This window comes from Acidisoma sp. PAMC 29798, assembly GCF_030252425.1.
GTDB lineage: Bacteria > Pseudomonadota > Alphaproteobacteria > Acetobacterales > Acetobacteraceae > Acidisoma > Acidisoma cladoniae.
Genome location: NZ_CP126994.1, coordinates 1,853,939 through 1,877,971, shown reverse-complemented (window position 1 = coordinate 1,877,971; position 24,033 = coordinate 1,853,939). Strand labels below are relative to the sequence as shown.

Here is a 24,033-nt window from a genome sequence, read left to right as displayed (position 1 = left end):
CTAGAGACATGATGGTCGAGACAGAAACGCTGGACGTTCGACGAAGCATCTTGGCGATCGCTCGGCCGATAATCGGGGCGAAGGGCTTTTCTGCTGTCGGGTTGACCGAAATCCTGGCGGCGGCGAAGATTCCCAAAGGATCATTCTACCATTATTTCAACTCCAAAGAGACTTTTGGCGTTGATTTGTTGGACCATTACTTCGTCGAGTATTTGGCTGAACTCGACCTCATTCTTGCAGGGCCGGGACTGACGATGGCGGAGCGCCTTATGGCTTATTGGCGCAACTGGCGCGCCAGTCAGGCGAGCTTCGACTGCCAGGGGAAATGTCTGGCCGTGAAACTTGGCGCCGAAGTTGCCGATCTTTCGGAGCCGATGCGGTTATCTCTCCAGCGCGGCACGTCCAGCATCGTCGATCGTCTCACGATGGCGATCGAGGCGGGCGTGGCGGAGGGGTCGCTTGCTGTCGATGAAGCGCCCCGCACGGTGGCGGAGAGCCTGTATTACCTCTGGCTGGGCGCAAGCGTGATGACAAAGATTACGCGCAGCCTGCATGCGCTCGACACCGCGATTTTGACCACGCAACGCATCTTGCATTTGCCTTCCTCACGACTGGTCTGAGCCTGGACCTGCGTCGTTTTCCACATGTCATTGAAAAAGAGATTGCTATGAAAATTCTGATGGTGCTGACCTCGCACGACACGCTGGGCGATACGGGCCGCAAAACCGGCTTCTGGCTCGAAGAACTTGCGGCGCCCTACTTTGTCTTCAAGGATGCCGGCGCTGAGATCGTGCTGGCATCGCCGAAAGGCGGCCAGCCGCCGCTGGATCCGAAGAGCAATCAGCCCAGCGCGCAAACCGACAGCACCCACCGCTTCGAGGGGGATGCGGAGGCCAAGGCTCAGCTCGCCTCCACCCTGCGTCTCGACAGCGTCAAGGTCGCGGATTTCGACTCCGTCTTTTATCCGGGTGGGCATGGACCGCTATGGGATCTGGCCGAGGATAAGACCTCAATCGCGTTGATCGAAGGCTTCCTTGCCGCCGACAAGCCCGTCGCTTTGGTCTGTCACGCGCCGGGCGTGCTGCGCCACGCCAAGTCCGCAGACGGCAAGCCGGTGGTTTTGGGCAAGAACGTCACCGGTTTCGCCAATACCGAGGAAGAGGCGGTTGGGCTGACCAAGGTGGTGCCGTTCCTGGTCGAAGACGAACTGACGGCCAAGGGCGGCCACTATTCCAAGACGGCGGATTGGGGCGTGCATGTCGTCACCGACGGCCTGTTGATCACCGGCCAGAACCCGGCTTCCTCCGCTGCCGCAGCAACGGACCTTATGGCGCTCGTGGCGAAACGGGCCGCCGCATAACCGGTTAAATCGCTTCGCTCGCGTTGGGGATCGTCGGCAAACGTGCCGGCGATCCCCAAACTTTGAGATGATTTCGGCTAGATCACCCATTCCCCGGCGCGCATCAGTGGCTCGGCCGCGCCACTGGCGGAGATGCCGTCGACATCGATCTCGTCCGATCCGATCATCCAATCGATGTGAATCAGGCTGCGATTGGCGCCCTTGGCCGTCAAAGCCTCCTCGCTCAACGTCTCGAAATCACGAATGCACTTGTTATAGGCTTGGCCCAAGGCGATGTGGCTGGCCGCGTTCTCATCGAACAGCGTGTTGTAGAACAGGATGCCGCTCTTGGAGATCGGCGAGGAATGCGGCACCAGCGCGACCTCACCCAGGCGGGCGGCGCCGTCATCCGTCTCCAGCACCTTGCGCAGCACGGTCTCGCCCGTGCGCGACGTCGCTTCCACGATGCGGCCGCCCTCGAAACGCACGGCGATGCCCTCTATCAGCGTGCCTTGGTAGGACAGCGGCTTGGTGCTCGTCACACGCCCGCTCACGCGCTCCGCATGCGGCGTGGTGAAGACCTCTTCGGTCGGGATATTGGGATTGCAGATGATGCCGTTGCGGGCACTCTCCGACCCGCCAGCCCATTCGTGATCCTCCGCCAGACCCACTGTCAGGTCGGTGCCCGGACCCTGGAAATGCAGCGCGTCATAGCGGCGGTCATTGAGGAAGGTGCGGCGGGCGTGCAGGCGCGCGTTATGCGCGTGCCACGCCGCCACGGGATCGGCCTCATCGATGCGCGACGCCGCGAAGATGGCGTCCCATAGCTTGGCCACGGCCTCGGTCTCGGGCAGGCCAGGGAAGACCATCTTGGCCCATGCCGGACTCGCATAGGACAGGATGCTCCAGTTGATGTGGAAATCCACGATGAGCTGGAGGGCGGGCTGATAGGCCTTCGAGCGAGCGCGGTTGGCGCGGCTTACCTTCTCCGGGTCCTGGGCCGCCAGCAGCGTCGGGTTGTCGCCAGCGATGGCCAGGCGCGCGGCGCCGCCCTGGAAGGCCTTGGCCATCCCCTCGTACAGCCAGCCCGGCGCGGTGTCGAAGCCCTCAGGCGCGCCCAACTCGTAGCGAGCGAGGGCCGCATCGTCATCCGCATAGAAGGCGGTGACGAGGGAGGCGCCAGCCTGATAGGCGTGGCGCGTGATCAGCCGGGTCAAGGGCAGCGCCTCGACCGGCGCGGTGATCACCAATTCCTGGCCCGGCCGCAGCCCGAGGCCTACTTTCACCGCGACTTCCGCCAGACGGTCGAGCTTCGTTGTGAAATCCATGTGTCGCGTTCCTCGCTCTCTGCCGCCTCAATCAAGACCAAAGCGCGTCCCGGTCAAGTCCACGAGACGACGCGGCGCCTTCGTCCTAAGATGCGCCGCATGAGCGATTCGAACACCCATCTGCTGTCCGAGGCCGAGCCCGCGCCGGTCATCATCGACCATCCGCAGGGCTCGTCCGACCTGTTCCTGGTTTGCGACCACGCCGGCCGCCGCATGCCGACGAGGCTTGGCCAGCTCGGCGTCTCGGATGCTGAGATGGAGCGTCATATCGCCTATGACATCGGCGCCGCCGGCGTCGCCGTGCGCGTCGCTGACGCACTGGACGCGACGCTGATCCGCCAGATCTATTCGCGCCTGGTGATCGACTGCAACCGCAACCCCTCGGTGCCAAGTTCCATCCCTGAGATCAGCGAGACGACGCCCATTCCCGGCAATGTGGGGCTCACGGATGCGCAACGGGAGGCGCGGCGGGTAGAGATCTTCTTGCCCTATCACGACGCGATCACGTCGGCATTGGATGCGCGGGCGGCGGCGGCGCGGCCCACCGCGATCATCGCCGTGCATAGCTTCACGCCCGTCTACAAGGGCGAGGTGCGCCCCTGGCACGCCGGCGTGCTGTATAACCGCGACAACCGGCTCTCGATGAGCTTCAAGCGGTTGCTGGAAGCCGAAGGCGATCTGCTGGTGGGCGACAACGAGCCGTATTTCGTTAGTGACCTCAGCGACTACACCATTCCTATTCATGCCGAGGGCCGAGCGCTGCCCTATCTGGAACTCGAAATCCGCCAGGATCTGATTGCCAGCGAAGCCGGCCAGGCAGAATGGGCGGAACGTCTCATCCGGCTGCTGCCGCTGATGTGGACCGAGCACAAATTCGCTGAATGACGGTGGCGGCGGCATCGGCATCCGTCGCCATGGCGATGCCGAGCAGCAGTCCGGGTTGCGGCGTGCCAAGGTAGAAGGCGGACAGTGGTTTGGCGGCGACGCCGGCCGCCTGCAACGCAGTCGCGACCGCGACGTCATCCGCTGCGCCATTCCGAAACAGCGCCGCGAATTGCAACCCGCCGCGCTGGGTCGGCACGATCAGCGTATCCGCGCAATGATGCCGCACGGCGGCGAGCGCCACCTCCATCCTCTCGCCATAGACGGCACTCATGCGGCGGATATGGGCGCGGAAATGGCCGTCCTGCAGGAAGTCCGCCAGCGCTGCCTGGACATGGATCGAGACCGTCGCGCCGCGCAGTTTCTGCACGGCGCGCGCTTCCGCCAAGAGCCGATGCGGCAGGATGGCGTAGGCGACGCGAATGCCGGGGGCGAGCGTCTTGGAGAAGGTGCCGAGGTAAGCAACCGAACCCCGGCGATCGATGCCTTGCAGGCAGGCGATCGGGCGGCCGCTGTATTGAAATTCGCTGTCGTAATCGTCTTCCAAAATCAGAGCGCCGGCGCTGGCGGCGGCCTCCAACAAGGCCAACCGACGCGACAAGCTCATGGTCACGCCGGTCGGATATTGATGCGAGGGCGTGACGTAGATGAGGCGCGGCGCCGGACCCGTGGCGGCGCGGGGGTTTAGCCCCTCGGCGTCGCAGGGCATAGGCACAAGCTCCGCACCGCAGCGGCGCAGCACCTGCTGCGCGGTTGGGTAGCCCGGCTCCTCGATCCAGGCTGTATCGCCGGGGCGGAGGGTCACATGCGCGAGCAGGTCGATCGCAGCGCCCGTGGAGGGCAGGATGACGACCTGATCCGGTGTCGCGACGACGCCGCGCGTGGCGGCGACATGCGTCAGGATCGCCTCCCGCAGGGCCGGCAGCCCTTCCGGCGCGCCGTAGCCGAGGTCATGGACGCGCAGCGAACGCGCCCGCACGCCCAGGCATCGCGCCCAGATGGCATGCGGAAAGGCGGCGAGGTCCGGCACACCGCTTTCGAAGGCGCCGTAGGCCGGTATGGACGGCGGCGGAAGGGGCAGAGGCCGGGGAGGGACATCCTCCAGTGCCAGCGGTGGTGCGGGCAGGGCGGCAACGCGGGTGCCTGAACCCTGAACGCCCTCGACATAGCCTTCCGCGCGCAGACGCTCGAAGGCTTTGACGAGGGTGGAGCGCGCGATGCCCATGGTTTGGGCGAGCGCCCGCGTGGCGGGAAGCCGCAGGCCCGGTGACAGACGCCCGGCCAATATCTCATCACGCATGGCCCGGTAGATCTGGCCTTCCAGATCACCGGCCGCACGGTCGAGAGTGATCCATCCATCCAACATTCTCAGGAGATAAGTGGTCTTCCGCCAATCACACAAGTGGTCGTTTTGAGCAGGCCTCTTCGCGTCTAGGAATGCCTTGGACGCAAAGGATACCGCCATGCCGCCGACAGAGAATGACTATCCGACGACAGAAATTTCGCGCGTCCGGCGGGAATATCCGCGCGGCAGCCACGAGCGCGCGGTGATTCACGCCCTGCTCGACGCGGCGCCGGTCTGTCACGTCGGTTATGTCATCGACGGCCAGCCCTTCGTGACGCCGACGATGCACTGGCGCGACGGCGACCGGCTGTATTGGCACGGGTCGGCGGCGAGCCGGATGCTGCGCGCCTCGGACGGCGCACGCGTCTGCCTGACCTGCACCTTCATGGATGGCTTCGTGCTGGCGCGCTCCGCCTTCAACCATTCGGTGAATTACCGCTCCGTCATGGCCTTCGGCACGGCGCGGAAGGTCGAAGGCGATGCGGAAAAGGCGGCTGCACTGAAAGCCTTCACGGATGGCGTTTTTCCGGGCCGGTGGGAGACCTTGCGGCCCATGACCGACCAGGAGGTGAAAGCGACCTCGGTCTTGTGGATGGACATCGAGGAGGCGACGATCAAGACGCGCGCGGCCCCGCCCGGTGACGTCGATGAGGCGGCGTTTCCGGTCTGGGCCGGGGTGCTGCCCTTCCATTGGACCATGGGCGAAGCGCAGCCGGCCCCGGACATGCCGGACGGGATCGCGTTGCCGGAGCCGCTGTCGGCGCTGATCGCCTCGGGGCGGCTGCGCTAAACGCCCAAGGGCGCGAGGCGGATGGCGGGCACGATGTCACCCACCGCGCCGGCCGGCGCGAAGGGGGGACGGATCAGCAATGCATCCGCATCCGCCATGCGGCTGATCATGCCGGAATCCTGCTTCGGATAGGGATGCGCAATCCAGCCGCCCTCATCGCGCGTCAACAGGGAGGCGCGAACGTAATCCTCCCGGATGTCATTGGCGGGAAGCGGCGCGCCGAGACGCACCGCCTCGGCGAAAGGCGGATCACCCGGCAGGCCCGAGAGACGGGCGATGGCCGGCAGCAGGAACAGGATTGCGCAGACGATGGCCGAGACCGGATTGCCCGGCAGGCCGAGCATCGGCACGTCACCGAGATTGCCATGCATCAAGGGCTTTCCCGGCCGCATGGCGATGCGCCAGAAATCCAGCACCATGCCGCGTCCGGCCAGGGCGGACTGAACCAGGTCGTGATCGCCGACGCTCGCGCCGCCCGTGGTGATGAGCATGTCAGCACCCCGGGCGGCATCGGCCGCTTCGGCAATCGCTTCGAGCCGATCGGGCGCGCTCGGCAGCAGGATCGGGTCACCGCCGGCGACGCGGATGAGTGCGGCGAGGGCAGGGCCATTGGAGGAAACGACTCCACCCGGCCCCATCGGCTCGCCCGGCAGTACGATCTCATCGCCCGTGGTCAGGATGACGATGCGCGGCCGGCGATGGACGGTGAGCCAGGCATGGCCACCCGCCGCCGCGAGGCCGACTAGGCGCGGGTTGAGCCGGCGCCCCGCCGCGATCAGCGTCTCCTGAGCACGAAAATCCTGGCCCAATGGGCGGATATGGCGTTGCGGCGGCGGATAGTCGGTCACGGTCACGCCGCCGTCGGCCAGGGTCGCATTCTCCTGGATGAGGATCGTGTCCGCGCCCTCAGGCACGACGCTGCCGGTGAACAACCGCACCGCTTCGCCGGGCCCGACACGGCCCCCGAAGGGATGCCCAGCGGGTGCCGCGCCGATCAGCCGCAGGGTTTGCCCGACCTGGGCATCAGCCGAATGGACGGCATAGCCGTCCATGGCCGAAACATCGGCGCTGGGGTTACTGTGGCGGGCGATCACTGCCGCCGCAGACACCCTGCCGGCGCCCTCGGCGAGAGGTATGATTTCAGGAGGTGTGGGCGATAATCCACTGAGAATGCGGGATCTTGCCTCGGTGACCGAAATCATTCCGCAGCCCAATCGCCGGATGCGCCGCCGGATTTGGCGAGGACGCGCAAACCTTCGATGACCATGCCCCGATCTACTGCCTTGCACATGTCATAGACCGTGAGCGCCGCGATTGACGCCGCCGTCAGCGCCTCCATCTCCACACCCGTGCGACCCGTGGTGCGTACGGTGGCCGTGATCTCGACGGCGGAACTCGCCTCGTCAGGCACGAGATCCAGCGTCACGGCCGACAGCGGCAGGGGATGGCAGAGCGGAATGAGATCGGCGGTGCGTTTTGCAGCCATAATGCCGGCAAGGCGCGCGACACCGAGCACGTCGCCCTTCTTGGCGGTGCCGCTCATGATCAGTGCAAGGGTTTCTGGCCGCATGACGATACGGGCGGCTGCGGTCGCCTCCCGCCGCGTCTCGACCTTGTCGGAAACATCGACCATCGCCGCGCGACCGGCGGCGTCGAAATGCGTCAGCGCACCCGACTTGCTCATGCGGCGTGGGCGGTACGCTCCGGCCCGATCAAAGCGCGCACGGCCTGAGCGACATCCGGCTGGCGCAGCATAGATTCACCGACAAGATAGCATTGGATGCCGGCATCGATCAGCCGCCGGACGTCAGACGCTGTGCGGATGCCACTTTCCGAGATCAGAAAGCGCTCTGGCGGCACCAAAGGTGCGAGATCGATCGACGTCTGAATATCGATCTTCAAGGTCTTGAGATTGCGGTTGTTGATGCCGATCAGCGGCGTCTGAAGACCCAGCGCCCGGCCGAGTTCCGCTTCGTTATGGACCTCGGCCAGCACGTCCATATCCAGGGCACGCGCCAGCTCCTCCAACTCGCGGGCCTGATCATCCGACAAGGCCGCGAGGATGAGCAGGATGCAATCGGCGCCCATCGCCCGGCTCTCATAGACCTGCCAGGGTTCGAGGATAAAATCCTTGCGCAGCACGGGGAGCGACACGGCGGCGCGGGCCGCTTTCAGATGCGCCGGCTCACCGAGGAAATAGCTGCGGTCGGTGAGGACCGACAGGCAGGCAGCGCCGCCCTCAACATAGGCGCGGGCGATGGCAATGGGATCGAAATCCTCGCGGATCAGCCCGCCGGACGGCGAGGCCTTCTTGATTTCGGCGATCAGCGCGACACGATGGACATCGACATGGTCCATCAGCGTGCGGCCAAAACCGCGTGGCTTCGGCTGGGCAGCGATCTTGTGCTTCAGCGCATCGATGGACATGGACTGCCGGCGCCGGGCGCATTCCGCCCGTGTGTCGTCACAGATTTTCGCGAGAAGGTCTTCGGTATCGGCCATTATGAAAGGGTCACTGCTATTCGGCCTCGTGAATAGGCGGCTCACTTGCCCGCCGCAACGTTTCCAATGCCGCGCGCGCCGCGCCACTGTCGATGGCCGCCATGCTGGCGGCGATACCCTCCGTCAAACTGGTGACGGCACCGGCCACGATCAACGCAGCGGCGGCATTCAAGACCACGGTATCCCGGTAGGCCCCAGCTTCGCCTTGAAGCAGCTGCATCAGCGCGCCGGCATTATGGGCCGCGTCGCCACCACGCAAGGCGGCGAGTGGGGCGCGCGGCAGCCCAACCTCATCCGCGTGCAGCGTCATGTCCCGCACAATGCCGTTTTCGAGGATGGTGATGTGATTGTCCCCGGCCAGCGTCAGTTCATCGAGGCCCTGGCCATGCACGATCCAGGCATGGCTGGTGCCGAGCTTGCCCAGCGCCTCGGCCACCGGTCGCGTCCAATGGCTGGCGAAGACGCCGGTGAATTGCCGCGTCACCCGCGCCGGATTGGCGAGGGGGCCGAGCAGGTTGAACAGCGTGCGCGTGCCCAATTCGGCGCGCACCGGGGCAGCGTGGCGCAGCGCCGGATGATGGGAGGGTGCGAACAGAAAGGCGCAGCCGGTGGTGGCGAGCAGCGTTTCCAGCTGCGCCGGCGGCAGCGTTACCCGCACGCCGAGATATTCGAGCACGTCGGCGGCGCCGGATTTGGAACTCAGGGCGCGATTGCCGTGCTTCGCCACGGGCACACCGCAGCCCGCGACCACGAAGGTGACGGCAGTGGAGATATTGAGCGTGCCGGCCTCATCACCGCCGGTGCCGCAGACATCGATCGCGCCGGGCGGCGCGGTAATGGCCACCATGCGGGCCCGCAAGGCCCGCACGGCGCCGACCATTTCGGCCACCGTTTCCCCACGCACGCGCATGGCCATCAGCATGCCGCCGATCTGCGCATGCGTGGCTTCGCCGGTCATGATCGCGCCGAAGGCGGCTTCGGCCTCGGCTTCGGTCAGGCTCTCACCCCGCGCGAGCGGCGCGAGCAGGGGCCGAATTCCGGTCATGGCGATGGGGCTTCAGGCGGCGCGGGCAGGCGCGTTGCGGCCACGGCTGATCGCCAGGAAATTGCCGAGGATTTCGTGGCCGTATTCACTCGCGATGCTTTCGGGATGGAACTGCACGCCGAAGATCGGCAGCGTCCGGTGGCGCAGGCCCATGATGGTGCCGTCCTCCGTAAAGGCGGTCGGCAGCAGCACATCCGGGAAGGTCTCCCGCGCCACGATGAGGCTATGATAGCGCGTCGCCTTGAAGGGTGCCGGCAGCCCCTCGAAAATATCCGTGCCGCGATGCTGCACGTCGCTGATCTTGCCATGCATGGGCGTCGGCGCGCGCACGACATCCCCGCCGAAGGCCTGGCCAATGGCCTGATGGCCGAGGCAGACACCCAGGATAGGCACATGGCCGGCGGCGGCCGCGATGAGATCGAGGCAGATGCCCGCCTCATTGGGCGTGCAGGGGCCGGGCGACAGCACGATCGCCTCGGGCGCCTTTGCCACCACGGCCTCGGCGGAGATCGCGTCGTTACGCCAGACTTCACAGGCAACGCCGAGGTCGCCCAGGAACTGGACGAGGTTGAAGGTGAAACTGTCGTAGTTGTCGATCAGTACAATCATTACAATAGTCTGCTCTGGGGCGTTGGCAGGGTCAATTAGATGGCGGGAACGTCTGGGTTGCGGCGGCTTGGGGCGTGGCTCACATATCAGCTCACACAGCGTCAGGGGCATGAGATGGACACCCAAACCAAGACCTTTCCGGTGAGCTACACCGACGCCGAATGGCGGGCGCGGCTGACGCCGGAGCAGTATCAGGTGCTGCGCCACCACGCGACCGAGCGGCCCGGCAGCTGCGCCCTGCTGCGCGAAAAGCGCCCCGGCACCTTCGTCTGCGCAGGCTGCGGCAATGCGCTGTTCCATGGCGACACGAAGTTCGAGAGCGGCACCGGCTGGCCGAGCTTCGACACACCCATCGAAGGCGCGGTAGAAAACACGGTAGACCGCAGCCTCGGCATGGTGCGGACCGAGACCCATTGCGCTCAATGCGGCGGCCATCTTGGCCATGTGTTCCCCGACGGTCCGCCGCCGAGCTATCAGCGCTATTGCATGAACGGCGTCGCGATGGATTTCATCCCGGACTAGCGGCTTTGGCTACAGGATGGTCTTCATAGGGTGGATGAGCGCAGCGTCATCCACCACCTAGGCCAGACCCAGTCCTTGAAGAGCATGTAGAGAAGTAGTAACTTCTCTACATGCTCTTCAAGGAGGCTGCGGTGACCATCACCACCCTGTCCAGCCGTGAATTTAACCAGGATACCAGCCGCGCCAAGAAGGCAGCGACCGAAGGGCCCGTGTTCATCACGGATCGAGGCAAGCCCGCCCATGTACTCCTGAGCATTGAAGACTATCAGCGGCTGAAGGGCGGCCATCGCAAGATCGCGGACGCCTTGGCCATGCCGGGCATGACGGATATCGCCTTTGATCCGCCGCGTGCGACTGTGACGCTTCAAACGGTCGATTTCGACTGATGTTCCTTCTCGACACCAACGTGGTGTCGGAGTTGCGAAAAGTTCGGCTCGGGAAAGCGGATCAGCAAGTGGCTGCCTGGGCGGACAGCATCGACGCTGGAAGTCTCTATATTTCGGCGATGACCGTCCTCGAGTTGGAACGTGGTGTTCTCCAGATGGAGCGGAGAGATCCGCGTCAGGGCGCTGTGATACGGCTGTGGTTGGATACGCGCGTCTTGCCGGAGTTCGCCGGACGGATCCTCTCCGTCGATGCGGCGGTCTCGATACGGTGTGCACGGCTGCATGTGCCAGACCCGAGGTCAGAGCGCGATGCATTAATCGCCGCAACCGCTTTGGTTCACGGCATGAGTGTCGTGACGCGAAACATCTCGGACTTCCAGCAGACGGGCGTCGCGCTTCTGAATCCGTGGGACAAGCTTTAAGCCAGACCGGGGAGTTTCACCCCAAAGGTCTGCAACAACAGCACCACGTTCAGAGTCATGATCACCGCCGTACCGGCGATGGCGAGGCCGTTCATCAGCCGACTATTGACGAATTCGCCCATGAGGGCGCGGTTCCGCGTGAACAGCGTCAGGGCGATAATCGGCGCCGGCAACGCCAGGCTCAGCACGACCTGGCTATAGACCAAGGCCTGGGTGGCATTGACGCCGAGTGCGACAACTACGAAGGCCGGTAGCATGGTGATCAACCGGCGCAGGAAAATGGGAATGCGGAAGCCCACGAAGCCCTGCATGATCATCTGCCCTGCCATGGTGCCGACGACGGAACTCGACACGCCCGAGGCCAGCAACGATAGCAGAAAAACCGCGGCCGCGCCGGCACCGAGCAGCGGCGTCAGCGTGTGATAGGCCGTCTCGATCTCCGCCACGTCGCTGTGGCCGCTGTGAAAGGCGCCAGACGCCATCATCACCATTGCCACATTGACCAGCCCGGCCAGGGCCAGCGCGACCACCACCTCGATATTGGAAAAGTGGAGCAGCGTCTTGCGGGTCGATCGGTCGCGGCCGGCCGCGCGGTCCCGTGACAGGCCCGAATGCAGGAAGATCGCATGCGGCATGATGGTGGCGCCGACGATGCCGACGGAAATTGTCAGCGCCGCCGCATCGGGAATATGCGGAACCAGCGCGCCCTTGATGGCGCTGCCCCAGACCACCGGCACGACGACGAGTTCGACGAGGTAGCAAAGGGCAATAACGCCCACGAGGCCGCCGATGATCAGCTCCAACGGACGAAAGCCCTGCTTTTGGAACATCAGTAAGCCGTAGGTCACGATGCCGGTCACCACCATACCCGCCAGCAAGGGCATGTGAAACAGCAGCGACAGGGCGATGGCCCCCCCCAGGAACTCCGCGAGGTCCGTCGCCATAGCAGCGACTTCGCTCACCCCCCACATCGCGAAAACGATCGGGCGCGGGAAATGGGCGCGGCAGAGTTCGGGCAGACTGCGGCCGGTGACAATGCCGAGCTTGGCCGACAGCGCCTGAAACATCATCGCCGTCAGGCTCGCGAGCAGCACCACCCAAAGCAGGGAATAGCCGTAGCGGGCGCCGGCCTGGATATTCGTCGCGAAGTTCCCAGGGTCCATATAGGCGATCGAGGCGGTGACGGCGGGACCAGCGAACAGGGGCAGGATCGCGAGACCCCGACGCCGCCCGGCCAGAGCTTCATCGATCGCGAAGGAGGTACGCTCCGTCAGGGTCAGTCGTGCCACATCGTGGCTCATCATCATGCCTCGCCTTGAGATCCACATGTAGCATTGGCTACACTTTATTCAAGGATCTCGTCGTCGTTTCGCGTGCGGCCAAGACGATTGCCGCCATGGCGTGCCAGGGCGCTGGGTCCCAGGCCCGGCAGGCGAGGCCGGAGGTCGAGGGAAGGACAAAGATCGGCGGCATATCGGGCAGGGGCGGCGCCCGGCCGTAAGCGATGCGCCCCGTCGGTTGGCCGAGGAATTCCGACGCCGCGCGCTTACTGGAAAAGGCGAGCATACCAGGGCGGTAGCGTCGCATGGCCTCGGCCAACCGCTGCCGATCGAAGCCGGTGCGGGGCAGACTGTCATCCTGGCCGGAGGCGGTTTTGCACATATCGGTGAAGCCGATGCCGAGCGCCGCCATGAGGGGATATTCCTCCGGCAGGAAGCGACGCGGCGTCAGCCCGGTCTCGGCCATGATGGCCCAGAAGCGATTGCCGGGATGGGCGTAATAGGCTTGCCGCGCCGCCGAGACAGCGCTCGGCGCCGTGCCGCAGATGACGAGATCGAGACCGGGCCGCAGCAGATCGGGCACGATGTCCGGGTGGGTGTCCATGCATTCAGACGGTGACTGCATGAACACCCTCCGACTGTCTCTTACTGGCTCACCTTGTCCTGGGTCTTCGTCTCGAAATCACTGGCCTCGTGGCGCTCATGCAATTGCGTCTCGGGCTCGCCGACCATGCGATTGACCATGCGGCCACGCTGCACGGCCGGCCGCGCGAAGACCAGATCGGCCCAACGATTGACGTTCTTGTAGCTCTGGACATCCAGAAACTCGGCCGCTTCGTAGACCCAGCCCTTCGCCAGAGCGCCATACCAGGGCCAGACAGCCATGTCGGCGATCGTGAAAGCATCGCCCGCCAGGTAGGTGGTCTCGGCGAGGCGACGATCGAGCACATCGAGCTGGCGCTTCACTTCCATGGCGAAGCGATTGATGGGGTATTCAAATTTCTCGGGTGCATAGGCGTAGAAATGGCCGAAGCCCCCGCCCAGGATCGGCCCCGCGCCCATCTGCCAGAACAGCCAGGACAGGCATTCGGCACGCGCGGCGGGTTCCGTCGGCAGGAAGGCGCCGAATTTCTCGGCGAGATAGACCAGGATCGAACCGGACTCGAAGACGCGGATCGGCGTCGGGCCGCTGCGGTCCATCAGGGCGGGTATCTTGGAGTTGGGATTGACGGCCACGAAGCCGCTGCCGAACTGGTCACCGTCGCCGATCTTGATCAGCCAGGCATCATATTCCGCGCCGGTGTGCCCTGCGGCCAAAAGCTCCTCCAGCATGATCGTCACCTTCACGCCGTTCGGCGTGGCCAGCGAATAGAGCTGGAGCGGATGGTGGCCGACCGGCAATTCCTTGTCATGCGTGGCGCCCGCGATGGGTCGGTTGATATTGGCGAACCGGCCGCCACTCGACTTGTCCCAGGTCCAAACCTTCGGCGGCATATATTCGGCCATGCGCGGCGCTCCTATTGTTCGATGTCCATCTATCTTACCCCGCGCTGGCTAAACCCGCCATGGTGCGGTGGCGGCCATCCACTCTTTCGCCCGCGCCACGGGGTCCGTGTTGCGGATCACATCCGTGACAACACAGGCGCTGTCGGCCCCGGCTTCCAGCACCTGCCGCCCCCTATCGGGCGTCAATCCGCCGATTGCGACCAGCGGCGTGTCCCCCAGCGTGCGTTTCCAGGCGGACACGCGCGCGACGCCCTGCGGTGCCCAGGTCATCGCCTTCAGGATCGTCGGGAACACCGGGCCGAGTGCGACATAATCAGGTGCAAACGAGAGAGCACGATCAAGTTCGGCTTCGTCATGCGTGCTCAACCCGATGCGCACACCGTGATCCCGCAACGCCGGAATATCCGCCGTCTCCAAATCCTCCTGGCCGAGATGGACGAAGTCCAATCCTTCATCGATCGCCATCTGCCAATGATCGTTGAGGATCAGTTGCGTGTCGAACCCCTCACACAGCGCGCGGGCGCGGCGCACTTGTCGGCGCAGATCGAGTTCTGTCGCATCCTTGATGCGGAGCTGCACGAGTTGCACGCCCGTCGGCAGAATGCCGACCAGCAAGGCGGCATCATCGACAATGAGGTAGAAGGGATCTAGCGTCATGCGAAGGAGGCCATTCCCAAAACCGGTGTGGAGGGTTCCGCCATGTCGCGCGGCAGCATCGGTTCGGCGAGGAAGGCGTCGCGCCCGGCCTCGATCGCGCGTGCGAAGGCGCGGGCCATGCGGGCAGGATCGCCCGCGCGCGCCACGGCGGTGTTGAGCAGGATCCCGTCATAGCCCAGCTCCATCGCCTGCGCCGCTTGCGACGGAAGCCCGATGCCAGCATCGACGATGAGAGGCACCTTCGGGAAATGCGCGCGCATGGCCCGCAAGCCATAGACGTTGTTGAGCCCACGACCGGAGCCGATCGGCGCACCCCATGGCATTAGCACGCGGCAACCGGCATCGAGCAGCCTTTCACCGACGACGAGATCCTCGGTCGTGTACGGAAACACCTCGAAGCCATCGGCGGACAAGGTGCGCGCGGCCTCGACCAGGCCGAACACGTCCGGCTGCAGCGTATCGTGATTGCCGATCACCTCCAGCTTGATCCAGTTCGTCTCGAACACGTCGCGCGCCATTTGGGCGGTCGTCACAGCCTCACGCGCCGAATGGCAGCCTGCGGTATTGGGCAACACCCGCACACCGAGGCCCCGGATCAGGGACCAAAACCCCTGTCCTGCACGCTCGACACCCGATTCACGGCGGAGCGAGACAGTGACGACCTCGGCGCCCGATTGCCGCACGGCATCGGCCAGAATGGCGGGCGAGGGGTATTGCGCAGTGCCAAGCAGCAGCCGCGATGCCAGGGTGACGCCGTAAACCTCCATCCTCAACCTCCACGCATCGGGGCGAGCAGCTCCAGGCTGTCTCCCTCGCGCAATATCAGCGCCGCCCGCAGGCGCGCGGGTGCGAAATCCCCATTGACGGCGGTGGCGATGACGGCGCCGCCATAGCCGAGTTCGTCGAGCGCGTCGGCCAAGCTCGGCCCCGCGATGTCACGCGCTTCGCTGTTGACGAGGATTTTCATCCATCACCTCCGGATCTTCGATGCCGTGCAAAAGAAACTCCACCGCGCGGCGGGCGAGGGCGGGAGACAGCAGAAAGCCATGCCGGAACAGACCGTTCACCGCGACATGCCGCCCGACGCGGCGGATGCGCGGCAGATTGTCGGGGAAGGTGGGGCGGGCATCCGCGCCCATTTCAAGAATCTCGGCCTCTGCAAAGGCGGGATGCAGCGCATAGGCGGCGTTGAGCAATTCCACGACCGAGCGCGCAGTGACGCGATGGCGCTCGCCGCTTTCCAGCATTGTCGCGCCGATCATGAAGATGCCGTCGCCGCGTGGCACGACGTAAAGTGGAAAACGCGGATGCAGCAGCCGAATGGGGCGCGAAAACGTGATGGCCGGGCAGCGGAGAATGAGCATCTCGCCTTTGACGCCACGCAGATCGGGCAGCCTGTCCGCGGCCGCGAAACCCCGGCAATCCACCATCATCTCATGCGCGTGTGACGCCATCTCGACATCGCATCCGAAGCGGATTTCGACGCCGCGCGCGACCAGCGTGTCATGCAGAGAGACCAAGGCGCGACGCGGATCGAGATGCGCCTCCTTCGGGAAGAACACCGCCGCTCGGAACCGTCCGGCGAGATCGGGCTCCAGCGCCGCGATGCCCTCGGCGTCGAGCCTTTGGTGATCGGTCGTGCGCCGCGCGAACCGTTCGAGGTCGGGCGCATCCCGCGCCGGCGCCAGAACGAGGCTGCCGCGTTGCACGGTCGCCGGATGAACCTGCGGCCAATAGATGAGGGCTTCCTGGCCGAGCCGGGTGACGAGGGGTTCGGCGCTTTCGGCTTCGCACCAGGGTGCCAGCATGCCACCGGCATAGCGCGAGCAGGACGCAGCCCCCAGGCGCGGCCCACGCTCCAGCACCGTCACATCCGCACCGCCCTGCGAAAGGGCCAGGGCCATTGTGAGCCCAGCCACGCCGGCGCCCACCACTGTCATCGGCATCGCAACCTCCATCCCTTCGCCAGCATGACCTGGATCAGGTGTTAAGGGTCGCCAATCCGCGCGGAGTTTCGCGCCATGGCCTCTCAGCCCCTTTCGGGGCTCCCCTTGGTTGTGGTGAAGTTAGGCGCGGTGCGCCGGTCCGTCAAAACAATGACCGCTGCGCAGTCTGTATCGCCGTCATCAAGGGAGATATCCGATGGACATCAAGCGCAGCGGCGCGACGCCGTCCGGCCGTGGGCCGGCGGACTGGTTTACCGGCACGGTTCGCATCGATCCGCTGTTCAGTCCGCCCGAGCCCGCGCGGGTGGCGGGTGCCCTGGTTACTTTCGAGCCTGGCGCCCGCACGGCCTGGCACACCCATCCCCTCGGCCAGACGCTGATTGTCATGACCGGCAGCGGTCGGGCTCAGCGCGAGGGCGGCCCGATCGAGGAGCTTCGGCCCGGCGATGTGGTGTGGTTCGAGCCCGGGGAGAAGCATTGGCACGGCGCCTCCGCCACCACGGCGATGAGCCATATCGCCATTCAGGAGAAGCTCAATGGGTCACCTGTGGATTGGCTGGAGCACGTGACGGACGCGCAATATCAGGGGTAAGCGCCGCCCTACCGAGAGGGGAAACATCCCCCTTATCCCCGATCTCCACAGGCGGAGGGGCGTCACAAGGCGGCGGGATAGTCTATGATGGTTTGATGAATAGCATCGACTCCCCGCTTCTCGGCCTTAGCCAGCGCCTGCCGCCCAGCAATCTCCAGGCCGAGCAGGCGCTGCTCGGCGCCCTCCTCGCCAATAACAAGGCCTATGAGCGGGTGTCGGAGTTTCTGGCGCCCGAGCATTTCGCCGACCCGATCAACGGCCGCATCTACCAGGCCATCTCCCGCCGGGTCGAAGGCGGCCAACTGGCTGACGCCGTGACGCTGAAGGCGGAATTCGAGCATTCGGGCGTGCTGGAGGAGGTCGGCGGCACCGCCTATCTCGGCCAATTGCTGACCGCGATGATCGGCATCATCAATGCCGGCGATTACGGTCAGACGGTGCATGACGCCTGGCTACGCCGCCAGCTCATCGACGTGGGCGAAGTGCTGGTTAACCGCGCCTTCGGGGCCGAGCCCGAGCTGGATGGCCGCCAGCAGATGGAAGCGGCCGAGCAGCAATTGTTCGATCTCGCGACGCGCGGCGGCAGCGAGGGTGGTTTCGTCAGTTTCGAAAAGGCATTGACCGCCGCGATCGAAAGTGCCGAGCGTGCGTTTCAGCGTTCAGGCAGCGTGTCGGGTCTGTCCACCGGCTTGCGCGATCTCGATGCCAAGACCGGCGGCATGCATCCCTCCGATCTGCTCATCCTCGCCGGCCGGCCCGGCATGGGCAAAACCGCCCTCGCCACCAAGATCGCATGGGGTGCCGCGAGCGCCTTGCAGGATGAGGCCAGGCGGGAGGGCGGGCCGAACGCCCTGTCCAAGCAGGCGGTGGCCATTTTCTCCCTCGAAATGAGTTCCGAGCAGCTTGCCTCGCGTCTGCTCGCCGAAGCCGCGCGCATCAGCGGCGATCGCATCCGGCGTGGCGATATTGGCCCCAAGGATTTCGACCGTTTCGTGCAAGTCAGTCGCGAAATCTCCAGCCTGCCTTTGGAGATCGACGATACGCCCGCCATCACGCTGTCGGCGCTGCGCACCCGCTGCAGGCGTCTCAAGCGCAGCCGTGGCCTGGGGCTGGTGGTGATCGATTACCTGCAACTCATGCGCCCGGCTGCGGGCACAAGGCCGGAAAGCCGCGTGCTGGAAATCAGCATGATCACGCAGGGGCTGAAGGCTTTGGCGAAGGAGCTGTCGGTGCCGGTCATCGCCCTGTCCCAGCTCAGCCGCGCCGTGGAAAGCCGCGAGGACAAGCGGCCGCAGCTGTCCGATTTGCGGGAATCCGGCTCCATCGAGCAGGACGCCGATGCGGTGATGTTCATCTACCGCGACGAATATTACCTTCAGCAGAAGGCCCCCAAGCAGATGGCCTATGATTCGGAGGACAAGTTCCAGACCGCGCTCGACAAGTGGCAGCAGGATATGGAGCGGGTCCATAACGTGGCCGAGCTGTATCTCGCCAAGCAGCGCCATGGGCCGACCGGCAAGATCGACCTCTTTTTCGAGGGCGAGTTCACCCGCTTCGCCGATCTGGATACGGATCACGAGCATTCGCATTGATGGTTGACGTTGTCATTGTCGGTGCGGGGGCGGCGGGGCTCGCCGCTGCGGCCGAGCTGCGTCGCGCCGGTACATCGACGCTCATCCTCGAAGCCTCGGCCGCACCGGGTGGGCGGGCGCGCACCAGCACGCCGACGGCACTCGCCGGCGCCTGGCTGGATGAAGGCGGCGCCTGGCTGCATATGGCCGAGCACAATCCGCTCGTGCCGATGGCGCAGCGCGCGGGGTTTCGCCTGACCGAGGCCTTTCGCGGCCAAAGCCTGATGCATATCGGCGATCGACGGGCGACAGCGGCGGAGGACGCGGCGTATGAGGCGGCCGAAGCCCAATGGATGACGATCATCGACGGAGCGCCTGACGCGCCGGATACGGATCTGGCAACAGCCGCGGGCGCCTTCCGGCACCAAAATCCTTGGGTGCCGACCATCGAGGCTTGGCATTCCAGTCTGATCGACGCCGTCGATGCGCCGTATCTGAGCCTCGCCGACTTCCGGCTCAATCAGCTCGATGGGCAGAACCTCAATCCGCCACACGGCCTCGGCCGATTGCTGCGTGATCTGTTGGAGGATTCCGCCGGGCCGATCCGCTGCAATGCGCCAGTGCGGCGTATCGCCTGGGACGGGAAGATGGTGCGGGTCGAAACAGGCACCGAGGTGATCGAGGCCGACGCCGTCATCGTCACGGTCTCGACCGGCGTGCTCGCCTCGGGCCTCATCGCCTTCGATCCGCCCTTGCCGGCCGCGACCCAGGGCGCCATCGCAAACCTGCCCATGGGCCTGCTGAGCAAGGTGGTTCTGCGCGCGGCGGGGGAGGATCGGCTCGGCATGAAGGATGGCACCATGGCCTTCCGCATGGTGCCGCAGTTCGGCGATCCGCTGATGTCCTTCATCGCCTGGCCGCGCGGCGCCGACCACGTCATCGGCTTCGTGGGTGGGGATCCGGCCTGGGCGCTGGCGCCTGATCCGCGTGCCGCCGCGGATTTCGCCCGTGCGGAGTGGCGCGCGCTGTTCGGCGCGCAGGCCGACCGCATCTTCGCGGCGGACAGCTTTGCAACCGATTGGGGCACCGACCCCTTTCACCTGGGCGCCTATAGTTATGCGCGCCCCGGCGGGGCTGGCGCCCGCGCGGCCCTTGCCGAACCAGTAGGGGAGCGGCTGTTCTTCGCGGGCGAGGCCTGCCGCATCGACGGCATGGCCGGCACGGTCGGCGGCGCGGTGCTGGATGGGCGGCGCGCGGCGGACCTCATTCTACAACGAGGAGCGGACGATCCTGTCTGACATGAGTTCCGTCCTGGAGATCGACCTCGGGGCGATCGTGAGCAACTGGCGCCTGCTGCGCGATCGGCACGGCCATCCGACCGCCGGCGTGTTGAAGGCGGACGGCTACGGCCTCGGCGGGGTCGAGATCGCGACCGCGCTTTATGCCGCCGGCTGTTGCCACTTCTTCACCGCCCATCTGTCCGAAGCCGTGACCCTGCGGCCGCATCTGTCGGACGCGATGATCTGCGTGTTGCACGGCGTCGGCCCCGGCGATGTCGAGACGCTGGTGGCGCATGACATCGCGCCCGCCCTTTCGACCTTCGGGGAGGTGATCGCCTGGAACGAGGCCGGCGCGACGCGGGGCAGGGCGCTGCCTGCGCTGCTGCATGTCGACACGGGCATGAACCGTACCGGATTGAGCCCGGCTGAGGTGGCCGCTCTTACGGATGAGCATTTTCGCCATATCCGGCTGCTCTATGTCATGACGCATCTGGTCTCGGCCGATGATCCGGCGGCGGCGCTCAACCTTGCTCAAAAGGTGCGGTTCGCGGCCGCGGCGGCGAAATTCCCGGGGGTTCCGACATCGCTTGCCAACTCCTCGGGCATCTTCCTCGGCGCTGATTTCGCCTCGGATCTCGCTCGGCCCGGCGCAGCGCTCTACGGCGTGAACCCGACTCCCTGGACCGCCAATCCCATGCGTCCCGTCGCCAGACTCCGCGCCCGCATCATGGCGCTGCGGGATGTTCCGGCCGGCACGGGTGTCGGCTACGACCACCAATGGGTCGCGGCCCAGTCGACGCGCATCGCGACCCTGCCGGTGGGCTATGCCGATGGCTACCATCGCGTGCTCGGCGGGCGCGCGGATGTTTCGGTCGACGGGCGCCTCTGCCCGGTGGTGGGCCGCGTGTCGATGGACCTCATCACCATCGACGTGACCGATGTCCCGGCCGCCGCCATCGGCGACTGGTGCGAAGTGATCGGGCCAGACATCCCGGTCGAACGGCTCGCCGCCCTCGCCGGGACCAATGGCTATGAAATCCTCACCTCCCTGGGCAGACGGTTCCATCGGGTTTATCGAGGCGCATGAACTTGATCCTGAATGCGGTCGCCGCGCTCGGGCGGGGCGCGCTTGCGTTCCTCCAGTCCGCCGGTAGCCTCCTGATCTTCGCCGCCGAAGGTCTGCTGAATATCTTCCTCCCGCCCTATTATCCCCGGCTGGTCGGACGCGCGCTGTTCACGATGGGCTTCCTGTCGCTGCCGGTCGTGGCACTGACCGCGATCTTCGCGGGCATGGTGATCGCGCTGCAATCCTATACCGGCTTCGCGCGCTTTTCGGCCCAGGGGGCGACGGCGAGCATCGTCGTGCTCTCCGTCACGCGGGAACTCGGCCCGGTTCTGGCGGGGCTCATGATGGCCGGCCGCGCCGGCGCCGCGATGGCCGCCGAAATCGGCACCATGCGCGTGACAGACCAGATCGACGCCCTGACCACGCTGTCGACCAAGCCTATGCGCTACCTGGTGGCGCCGCGCCTGCTCGCCGGCATCATCGCCATGCCGCTGCTGGTGGTGGTCGCTGATGTCCTTGGCGTGCTCGGCGGCTTCATCGTGGCGACGGTGAAGCTCCGCTTCGGGTCGGCGGCCTATATCCAGAGCACCTTCCAGATCCTGCAGCCGATCGATGTCTGGTCCGGCGTCGCCAAGGCAGCGGTCTTCGGCTTCGTCATTGCCCTGTCGGGGTGCTTTCACGGCTATCGCAGCCGGGGCGGCGCCGAGGGCGTGGGCAATGCCACCACCTCGGCCGTGGTCATGGCCTCCGTGCTCATCCTGTCGCTGGATTATGTGATGACCGAGGTCTTCTTCAGCCGATGAGCGCTGTCCTCACCCCCAAGATTCGCGTGCGCGGGTTGCGCAAGGCTTTTGGCGACAAGCAGGTGCTGGACGGCATCGATCTCGATGTCATGGGCGGTACCTCCATGGTGGTCATCGGCGGGTCCGGCACGGGCAAGTCGGTTCTGCTCAAATGTATTCTCGGCCTCATCGAACCCGATGCCGGAACCATCGAAATCGATGGGCAGAACATCCTGTCGCTCCGCCACAAGGCGCGCGAAGCGGCGCGGGCCGAAATCGGGATGCTGTTCCAGAATGGCGCGCTGTTCGACAGCATGACGGTGCGCCAGAACGTGGCCTTCGGGCTCATCGCCCAGGGTCTGGAGACGCGGGTGGCGGCGGAGCAGAAGGCCGATGCGGTGCTGGCCCAGGTGGGTCTGTCGGCGAGTGTGGGCGAGTTGTCGCCGGCGGAACTCTCGGGCGGCATGCAGAAGCGGGTGGCGCTGGCGCGGGCGATTGCCTCGGAACCCGCCATTATGTTCTTCGACGAGCCGACCACGGGGCTGGACCCGATCATGGGTGCGGTGATCGACGGGCTGATCGTCGATTGCGTGAAGCGCCTGGGCAGCACCGCCATTGCCATTACGCATGACATGGCGAGTGCGCGCCGCATTGGCGGGCGGGCGGCGATGCTCCATCACGGCAAGATCGTTTGGGAAGGCCCGGCGGAGGCGCTGATGGAGTCCGGCAATCCCCTGGTCGATCAGTTCACGCACGGCCGCCGCGAAGGGCCGATCCAGATGGAACTGCGGCGGTAGAGGCGTCTTGATAAGACGCGACGATTTGGCCTATGCTCAGGCCTATGCCGAGAAATGTTATGTCCGAAGCGCGACAGGTTCGGTTGTTCCGCAATGGTCGGAATCAGGCTGTCCGCATTCCGGTGGAGTTTGAACTTCCGGGTGAGGCGGCCCTTATGCGTCGCGAGGGCAATCGGCTTGTGATCGAGCCCATTCGGAAGGGCGGGCTGATCGAATTGCTTGCCACCTGGGATCCGATCGACGACGATTTCGCGGATTTTGACGAAGGCCTGCAACCCGCCCGAGACATCGATCTGTGACGATCTATCGGACGATGTTGGATACCAACATCGTCTCTGATCTGATCCGCAACCCAGTCGGCCGGGTCGCGGAGCAACTTTTGCTTCATGGTAACGACGGCCTGTGTCTCAGCATCATTACGGCGGCGGAACTGCGTTACGGCGCGGCGAAAAAAGGCTCCGACCGTCTGTCTGCCCGCGTGAGTGCCGTGCTTGGGACGCTCGATATCCTGCCTTTCGACAGCCCCGCTGATGCCGAATACGGAAAGCTGCGCGCCGCGCTGGAAGCGGCTGGGACGCCGATCAGGCCGACCGATCTTTTCATCGCCGCACACGCTCTGGCACTGCAGGTGACGCTGGTCACCCACAACGTCTCGGAATTTCGTTGGGTACGCGGGCTGACGGTTGAAAACTGGCTGGCTTAGGGGGCCTACCCCGCCACCATGGTCCAGACGTCGATACCGAAATGATCCAGCACCTTGAAGGCGCCGTCATAGATCATGCGCAGCGCGACAAAGAGCACGACCAGCAGGCCCGCCCAGGCAAGCCAGCGGTGCTTTTCCAACTGTGTCGCGATCAGGCTGGCGGCCACGCCCATCAAAACCACCGACAGCAGCAGTCCGAGCATGAGAATCCACGGATGCGCGTGAGCGGCACCCGCGACCGCGAGCACATTGTCCAGGCTCATGGAAATATCGGCCAGCGCGATCTGCAGCGCCGCCTGCATGGGGGTCTTGGCGATGGCCGGCGCCCCGGCGGCGTGACCCGGTTTGCGCTTCAACTCGCGGAACATCTTCCAGCAGACCCAGAGCAGCAGAATTCCGCCCGCGAGCGTGAGGCCGACGATTGCGAGCAGGCGGAGCGCCACGAAGGCCATGGCGATGCGCACCACCACCGCGAAACCGACGCCGATCAGGACCGCCGTGCGCTTCTGGGCCGCCGGAAGGCCAGCGACGGCAAGGCCGATGACGACGGCATTATCGCCGGCGAGCACGAGGTCGATCATCATGACCTGGGCGAGGGCGGCGAGCTGGGAGAGCAAAAGAGGATCGACCATCCCTTTTCATCGGGAAACAGCATCGTCCTTGTCAACAGGGGCGCGGCGGTT

Annotated in this window: 30 protein-coding genes and 1 riboswitch; of the genes, 15 read left to right on the top strand and 15 right to left on the bottom strand. The window is 65.3% G+C overall.

What is annotated here, in order from left to right:
- Positions 1-8: 8 nt before the first annotated feature.
- Positions 9-620 (top strand): TetR/AcrR family transcriptional regulator, encoded by a 612-nt coding sequence (locus tag QP803_RS09050; protein WP_284947440.1) that lies wholly within the window; start codon positions 9-11, stop codon positions 618-620.
- A 47-nt stretch (positions 621-667) separates the two neighbouring features.
- Positions 668-1,360 carry a type 1 glutamine amidotransferase domain-containing protein gene (locus QP803_RS09045; RefSeq protein ID WP_284947439.1) on the top strand — a complete coding sequence of 231 codons (693 nt, stop codon included), beginning with the start codon at positions 668-670 and terminating at the stop codon, positions 1,358-1,360.
- Positions 1,361-1,437: 77 nt separating this feature from the next.
- Here QP803_RS09045 and QP803_RS09040 read toward each other — a convergent pair whose 3' ends face one another.
- Positions 1,438-2,667 carry an aminopeptidase gene (locus tag QP803_RS09040; protein WP_284947438.1) on the bottom strand — a complete coding sequence of 410 codons (1,230 nt, stop codon included), beginning with the start codon at positions 2,665-2,667 and terminating at the stop codon, positions 1,438-1,440.
- A gap of 99 nt (positions 2,668-2,766) precedes the next feature.
- On the opposite strand from QP803_RS09040, the gene QP803_RS09035 reads away from it, so the two are divergent.
- Entirely contained in the window at positions 2,767-3,552 is a 786-nt protein-coding gene (locus QP803_RS09035) for an N-formylglutamate amidohydrolase (protein ID WP_284947437.1), read from the top strand.
- Here QP803_RS09035 and pdxR read toward each other — a convergent pair.
- On the bottom strand, positions 3,503-4,912 hold the full coding sequence (pdxR, locus tag QP803_RS09030) for a MocR-like pyridoxine biosynthesis transcription factor PdxR (protein ID WP_284947436.1): 1,410 nt from the start codon (positions 4,910-4,912) through the stop codon (positions 3,503-3,505). The two genes, QP803_RS09035 and pdxR, sit on opposite strands and share 50 nt — an antisense overlap.
- 100 nt (positions 4,913-5,012) lie before the next feature.
- Here pdxR and QP803_RS09025 point away from each other — a divergent pair, with 100 nt between their 5' ends.
- Positions 5,013-5,684 carry a pyridoxamine 5'-phosphate oxidase family protein gene (locus tag QP803_RS09025; protein WP_284947435.1) on the top strand — a complete coding sequence of 224 codons (672 nt, stop codon included), beginning with the start codon at positions 5,013-5,015 and terminating at the stop codon, positions 5,682-5,684.
- Here QP803_RS09025 and QP803_RS09020 read toward each other — a convergent pair.
- The 5 genes from QP803_RS09020 to QP803_RS09000 are packed head-to-tail and all read right to left on the bottom strand — an operon-like array spanning position 5,681 to position 9,840.
- Complete coding sequence (locus tag QP803_RS09020) at positions 5,681-6,886, bottom strand: molybdopterin molybdotransferase MoeA (RefSeq protein ID WP_284947434.1); 1,206 nt, start codon at positions 6,884-6,886, stop codon at positions 5,681-5,683. The two genes, QP803_RS09025 and QP803_RS09020, sit on opposite strands and share 4 nt — an antisense overlap.
- Positions 6,883-7,368 (bottom strand): cyclic pyranopterin monophosphate synthase MoaC, encoded by a 486-nt coding sequence (moaC, locus tag QP803_RS09015; protein WP_284947433.1) that lies wholly within the window; start codon positions 7,366-7,368, stop codon positions 6,883-6,885. Before moaC ends, QP803_RS09020 begins: the two co-directional genes overlap by 4 nt.
- Positions 7,365-8,186, bottom strand: a complete 822-nt coding sequence (gene trpC, locus QP803_RS09010) for an indole-3-glycerol phosphate synthase TrpC (protein WP_284947432.1) — start codon at positions 8,184-8,186, stop codon at positions 7,365-7,367. Before trpC ends, moaC begins: the two co-directional genes overlap by 4 nt.
- A gap of 16 nt (positions 8,187-8,202) precedes the next feature.
- Positions 8,203-9,231: an anthranilate phosphoribosyltransferase gene (gene trpD, locus QP803_RS09005; protein ID WP_284947431.1), complete on the bottom strand. Its 1,029-nt coding sequence runs from the start codon at positions 9,229-9,231 to the stop codon at positions 8,203-8,205.
- A 12-nt stretch (positions 9,232-9,243) separates the two neighbouring features.
- Positions 9,244-9,840 (bottom strand): anthranilate synthase component II, encoded by a 597-nt coding sequence (locus tag QP803_RS09000; RefSeq protein ID WP_284947430.1) that lies wholly within the window; start codon positions 9,838-9,840, stop codon positions 9,244-9,246.
- Between the two features lie 114 nt (positions 9,841-9,954).
- Between QP803_RS09000 and msrB the strand changes: the two genes are divergently transcribed.
- From msrB to QP803_RS08985, 3 genes are all read left to right on the top strand, one after another.
- Positions 9,955-10,362 (top strand): peptide-methionine (R)-S-oxide reductase MsrB, encoded by a 408-nt coding sequence (msrB, locus tag QP803_RS08995; RefSeq protein ID WP_284947429.1) that lies wholly within the window; start codon positions 9,955-9,957, stop codon positions 10,360-10,362.
- A 131-nt stretch (positions 10,363-10,493) separates the two neighbouring features.
- Positions 10,494-10,748, top strand: a complete 255-nt coding sequence (locus QP803_RS08990; protein WP_284947428.1) for a type II toxin-antitoxin system Phd/YefM family antitoxin — start codon at positions 10,494-10,496, stop codon at positions 10,746-10,748.
- Positions 10,748-11,170, top strand: coding sequence for a type II toxin-antitoxin system VapC family toxin (locus QP803_RS08985; protein ID WP_284947427.1), 423 nt, complete (start codon positions 10,748-10,750; stop codon positions 11,168-11,170). Before QP803_RS08990 ends, QP803_RS08985 begins: the two co-directional genes overlap by 1 nt.
- On the opposite strand, the gene QP803_RS08980 is transcribed toward QP803_RS08985, so the two are convergent.
- From QP803_RS08980 to QP803_RS08950, 7 genes are all read right to left on the bottom strand, one after another.
- Entirely contained in the window at positions 11,167-12,477 is a 1,311-nt protein-coding gene (locus QP803_RS08980; protein ID WP_284947426.1) for an Nramp family divalent metal transporter, read from the bottom strand. The genes QP803_RS08985 and QP803_RS08980 overlap by 4 nt on opposite strands.
- Positions 12,478-12,508: 31 nt before the next feature.
- Positions 12,509-13,075 carry a mismatch-specific DNA-glycosylase gene (locus QP803_RS08975; protein ID WP_284947425.1) on the bottom strand — a complete coding sequence of 189 codons (567 nt, stop codon included), beginning with the start codon at positions 13,073-13,075 and terminating at the stop codon, positions 12,509-12,511.
- Between the two features lie 20 nt (positions 13,076-13,095).
- Entirely contained in the window at positions 13,096-13,956 is an 861-nt protein-coding gene (yghU, locus tag QP803_RS08970) for a glutathione-dependent disulfide-bond oxidoreductase (protein ID WP_284947424.1), read from the bottom strand.
- Positions 13,957-14,004: 48 nt separating this feature from the next.
- Positions 14,005-14,613 carry a thiamine phosphate synthase gene (locus tag QP803_RS08965; protein ID WP_284947423.1) on the bottom strand — a complete coding sequence of 203 codons (609 nt, stop codon included), beginning with the start codon at positions 14,611-14,613 and terminating at the stop codon, positions 14,005-14,007.
- The gene (locus QP803_RS08960) at positions 14,610-15,380 is read right to left on the bottom strand and encodes a thiazole synthase (RefSeq protein ID WP_284947422.1); all 771 of its coding nucleotides are present in this window, start codon (positions 15,378-15,380) and stop codon (positions 14,610-14,612) included. Before QP803_RS08960 ends, QP803_RS08965 begins: the two co-directional genes overlap by 4 nt.
- Positions 15,381-15,382: 2 nt before the next feature.
- Positions 15,383-15,580, bottom strand: a complete 198-nt coding sequence (thiS, locus tag QP803_RS08955; protein WP_284947421.1) for a sulfur carrier protein ThiS — start codon at positions 15,578-15,580, stop codon at positions 15,383-15,385.
- Positions 15,549-16,559 (bottom strand): FAD-dependent oxidoreductase, encoded by a 1,011-nt coding sequence (locus QP803_RS08950; RefSeq protein WP_284947420.1) that lies wholly within the window; start codon positions 16,557-16,559, stop codon positions 15,549-15,551. Before QP803_RS08950 ends, thiS begins: the two co-directional genes overlap by 32 nt.
- Positions 16,554-16,675: riboswitch (TPP riboswitch) on the bottom strand. Its footprint overlaps the gene before it by 6 nt.
- Before the next feature lie 80 nt (positions 16,676-16,755).
- Here QP803_RS08950 and QP803_RS08945 point away from each other — a divergent pair.
- From QP803_RS08945 to QP803_RS08910, 8 genes are all read left to right on the top strand, one after another.
- Entirely contained in the window at positions 16,756-17,151 is a 396-nt protein-coding gene (locus QP803_RS08945; protein WP_284947419.1) for a (R)-mandelonitrile lyase, read from the top strand.
- A gap of 95 nt (positions 17,152-17,246) precedes the next feature.
- On the top strand, positions 17,247-18,743 hold the full coding sequence (locus QP803_RS08940; protein ID WP_284947418.1) for a replicative DNA helicase: 1,497 nt from the start codon (positions 17,247-17,249) through the stop codon (positions 18,741-18,743).
- Entirely contained in the window at positions 18,743-20,020 is a 1,278-nt protein-coding gene (locus tag QP803_RS08935) for a flavin monoamine oxidase family protein (protein WP_284947417.1), read from the top strand. The genes QP803_RS08940 and QP803_RS08935 overlap by 1 nt, the downstream gene beginning before the upstream one ends.
- Position 20,021: 1 nt before the next feature.
- Entirely contained in the window at positions 20,022-21,089 is a 1,068-nt protein-coding gene (alr, locus tag QP803_RS08930) for an alanine racemase (RefSeq protein ID WP_284947416.1), read from the top strand.
- On the top strand, positions 21,086-21,871 hold the full coding sequence (locus QP803_RS08925; protein WP_284947415.1) for an MlaE family ABC transporter permease: 786 nt from the start codon (positions 21,086-21,088) through the stop codon (positions 21,869-21,871). Before alr ends, QP803_RS08925 begins: the two co-directional genes overlap by 4 nt.
- Positions 21,868-22,647: an ABC transporter ATP-binding protein gene (locus QP803_RS08920; protein ID WP_284947414.1), complete on the top strand. Its 780-nt coding sequence runs from the start codon at positions 21,868-21,870 to the stop codon at positions 22,645-22,647. Before QP803_RS08925 ends, QP803_RS08920 begins: the two co-directional genes overlap by 4 nt.
- A 59-nt stretch (positions 22,648-22,706) precedes the next feature.
- Entirely contained in the window at positions 22,707-22,946 is a 240-nt protein-coding gene (locus tag QP803_RS08915) for an antitoxin (protein ID WP_284947413.1), read from the top strand.
- 14 nt (positions 22,947-22,960) lie between these two features.
- Positions 22,961-23,350: a type II toxin-antitoxin system VapC family toxin gene (locus QP803_RS08910; protein WP_284947412.1), complete on the top strand. Its 390-nt coding sequence runs from the start codon at positions 22,961-22,963 to the stop codon at positions 23,348-23,350.
- Positions 23,351-23,355: 5 nt separating this feature from the next.
- Here QP803_RS08910 and QP803_RS08905 read toward each other — a convergent pair whose 3' ends face one another.
- Positions 23,356-23,982, bottom strand: a complete 627-nt coding sequence (locus tag QP803_RS08905) for a YjbE family putative metal transport protein (RefSeq protein ID WP_284947411.1) — start codon at positions 23,980-23,982, stop codon at positions 23,356-23,358.
- Between the last annotated feature and the right edge of the window lie 51 nt (positions 23,983-24,033).

Bases quoted from the DNA above. Each gene is read 5' to 3' on its own strand.
- QP803_RS09050 (WP_284947440.1), top strand. From the start codon at position 9: ATGATGGTCGAGACAGAAACGCTGGACGTTCGACGAAGCATCTTGGCG.
- QP803_RS09045 (WP_284947439.1), top strand. From the start codon at position 668: ATGAAAATTCTGATGGTGCTGACCTCGCACGACACGCTGGGCGATACG.
- QP803_RS09040 (WP_284947438.1), bottom strand. From the start codon at position 2,667: ATGGATTTCACAACGAAGCTCGACCGTCTGGCGGAAGTCGCGGTGAAA.
- QP803_RS09035 (WP_284947437.1), top strand. From the start codon at position 2,767: ATGAGCGATTCGAACACCCATCTGCTGTCCGAGGCCGAGCCCGCGCCG.
- QP803_RS09025 (WP_284947435.1), top strand. From the start codon at position 5,013: ATGCCGCCGACAGAGAATGACTATCCGACGACAGAAATTTCGCGCGTC.
- QP803_RS09020 (WP_284947434.1), bottom strand. From the start codon at position 6,886: ATGATTTCGGTCACCGAGGCAAGATCCCGCATTCTCAGTGGATTATCG.
- moaC (WP_284947433.1), bottom strand. From the start codon at position 7,368: ATGAGCAAGTCGGGTGCGCTGACGCATTTCGACGCCGCCGGTCGCGCG.
- trpC (WP_284947432.1), bottom strand. From the start codon at position 8,186: ATGGCCGATACCGAAGACCTTCTCGCGAAAATCTGTGACGACACACGG.
- trpD (WP_284947431.1), bottom strand. From the start codon at position 9,231: ATGACCGGAATTCGGCCCCTGCTCGCGCCGCTCGCGCGGGGTGAGAGC.
- QP803_RS09000 (WP_284947430.1), bottom strand. From the start codon at position 9,840: ATGATTGTACTGATCGACAACTACGACAGTTTCACCTTCAACCTCGTC.
- msrB (WP_284947429.1), top strand. From the start codon at position 9,955: ATGGACACCCAAACCAAGACCTTTCCGGTGAGCTACACCGACGCCGAA.
- QP803_RS08985 (WP_284947427.1), top strand. From the start codon at position 10,748: ATGTTCCTTCTCGACACCAACGTGGTGTCGGAGTTGCGAAAAGTTCGG.
- QP803_RS08980 (WP_284947426.1), bottom strand. From the start codon at position 12,477: ATGATGATGAGCCACGATGTGGCACGACTGACCCTGACGGAGCGTACC.
- QP803_RS08975 (WP_284947425.1), bottom strand. From the start codon at position 13,075: ATGCAGTCACCGTCTGAATGCATGGACACCCACCCGGACATCGTGCCC.
- yghU (WP_284947424.1), bottom strand. From the start codon at position 13,956: ATGGCCGAATATATGCCGCCGAAGGTTTGGACCTGGGACAAGTCGAGT.
- QP803_RS08965 (WP_284947423.1), bottom strand. From the start codon at position 14,613: ATGACGCTAGATCCCTTCTACCTCATTGTCGATGATGCCGCCTTGCTG.
- QP803_RS08960 (WP_284947422.1), bottom strand. From the start codon at position 15,380: ATGGAGGTTTACGGCGTCACCCTGGCATCGCGGCTGCTGCTTGGCACT.
- thiS (WP_284947421.1), bottom strand. From the start codon at position 15,580: ATGAAAATCCTCGTCAACAGCGAAGCGCGTGACATCGCGGGGCCGAGC.
- QP803_RS08950 (WP_284947420.1), bottom strand. From the start codon at position 16,559: ATGCCGATGACAGTGGTGGGCGCCGGCGTGGCTGGGCTCACAATGGCC.
- QP803_RS08945 (WP_284947419.1), top strand. From the start codon at position 16,756: ATGGACATCAAGCGCAGCGGCGCGACGCCGTCCGGCCGTGGGCCGGCG.
- QP803_RS08940 (WP_284947418.1), top strand. From the start codon at position 17,247: ATGAATAGCATCGACTCCCCGCTTCTCGGCCTTAGCCAGCGCCTGCCG.
- QP803_RS08935 (WP_284947417.1), top strand. From the start codon at position 18,743: ATGGTTGACGTTGTCATTGTCGGTGCGGGGGCGGCGGGGCTCGCCGCT.
- alr (WP_284947416.1), top strand. From the start codon at position 20,022: ATGAGTTCCGTCCTGGAGATCGACCTCGGGGCGATCGTGAGCAACTGG.
- QP803_RS08925 (WP_284947415.1), top strand. From the start codon at position 21,086: ATGAACTTGATCCTGAATGCGGTCGCCGCGCTCGGGCGGGGCGCGCTT.
- QP803_RS08920 (WP_284947414.1), top strand. From the start codon at position 21,868: ATGAGCGCTGTCCTCACCCCCAAGATTCGCGTGCGCGGGTTGCGCAAG.
- QP803_RS08915 (WP_284947413.1), top strand. From the start codon at position 22,707: ATGTCCGAAGCGCGACAGGTTCGGTTGTTCCGCAATGGTCGGAATCAG.
- QP803_RS08910 (WP_284947412.1), top strand. From the start codon at position 22,961: ATGTTGGATACCAACATCGTCTCTGATCTGATCCGCAACCCAGTCGGC.
- QP803_RS08905 (WP_284947411.1), bottom strand. From the start codon at position 23,982: ATGGTCGATCCTCTTTTGCTCTCCCAGCTCGCCGCCCTCGCCCAGGTC.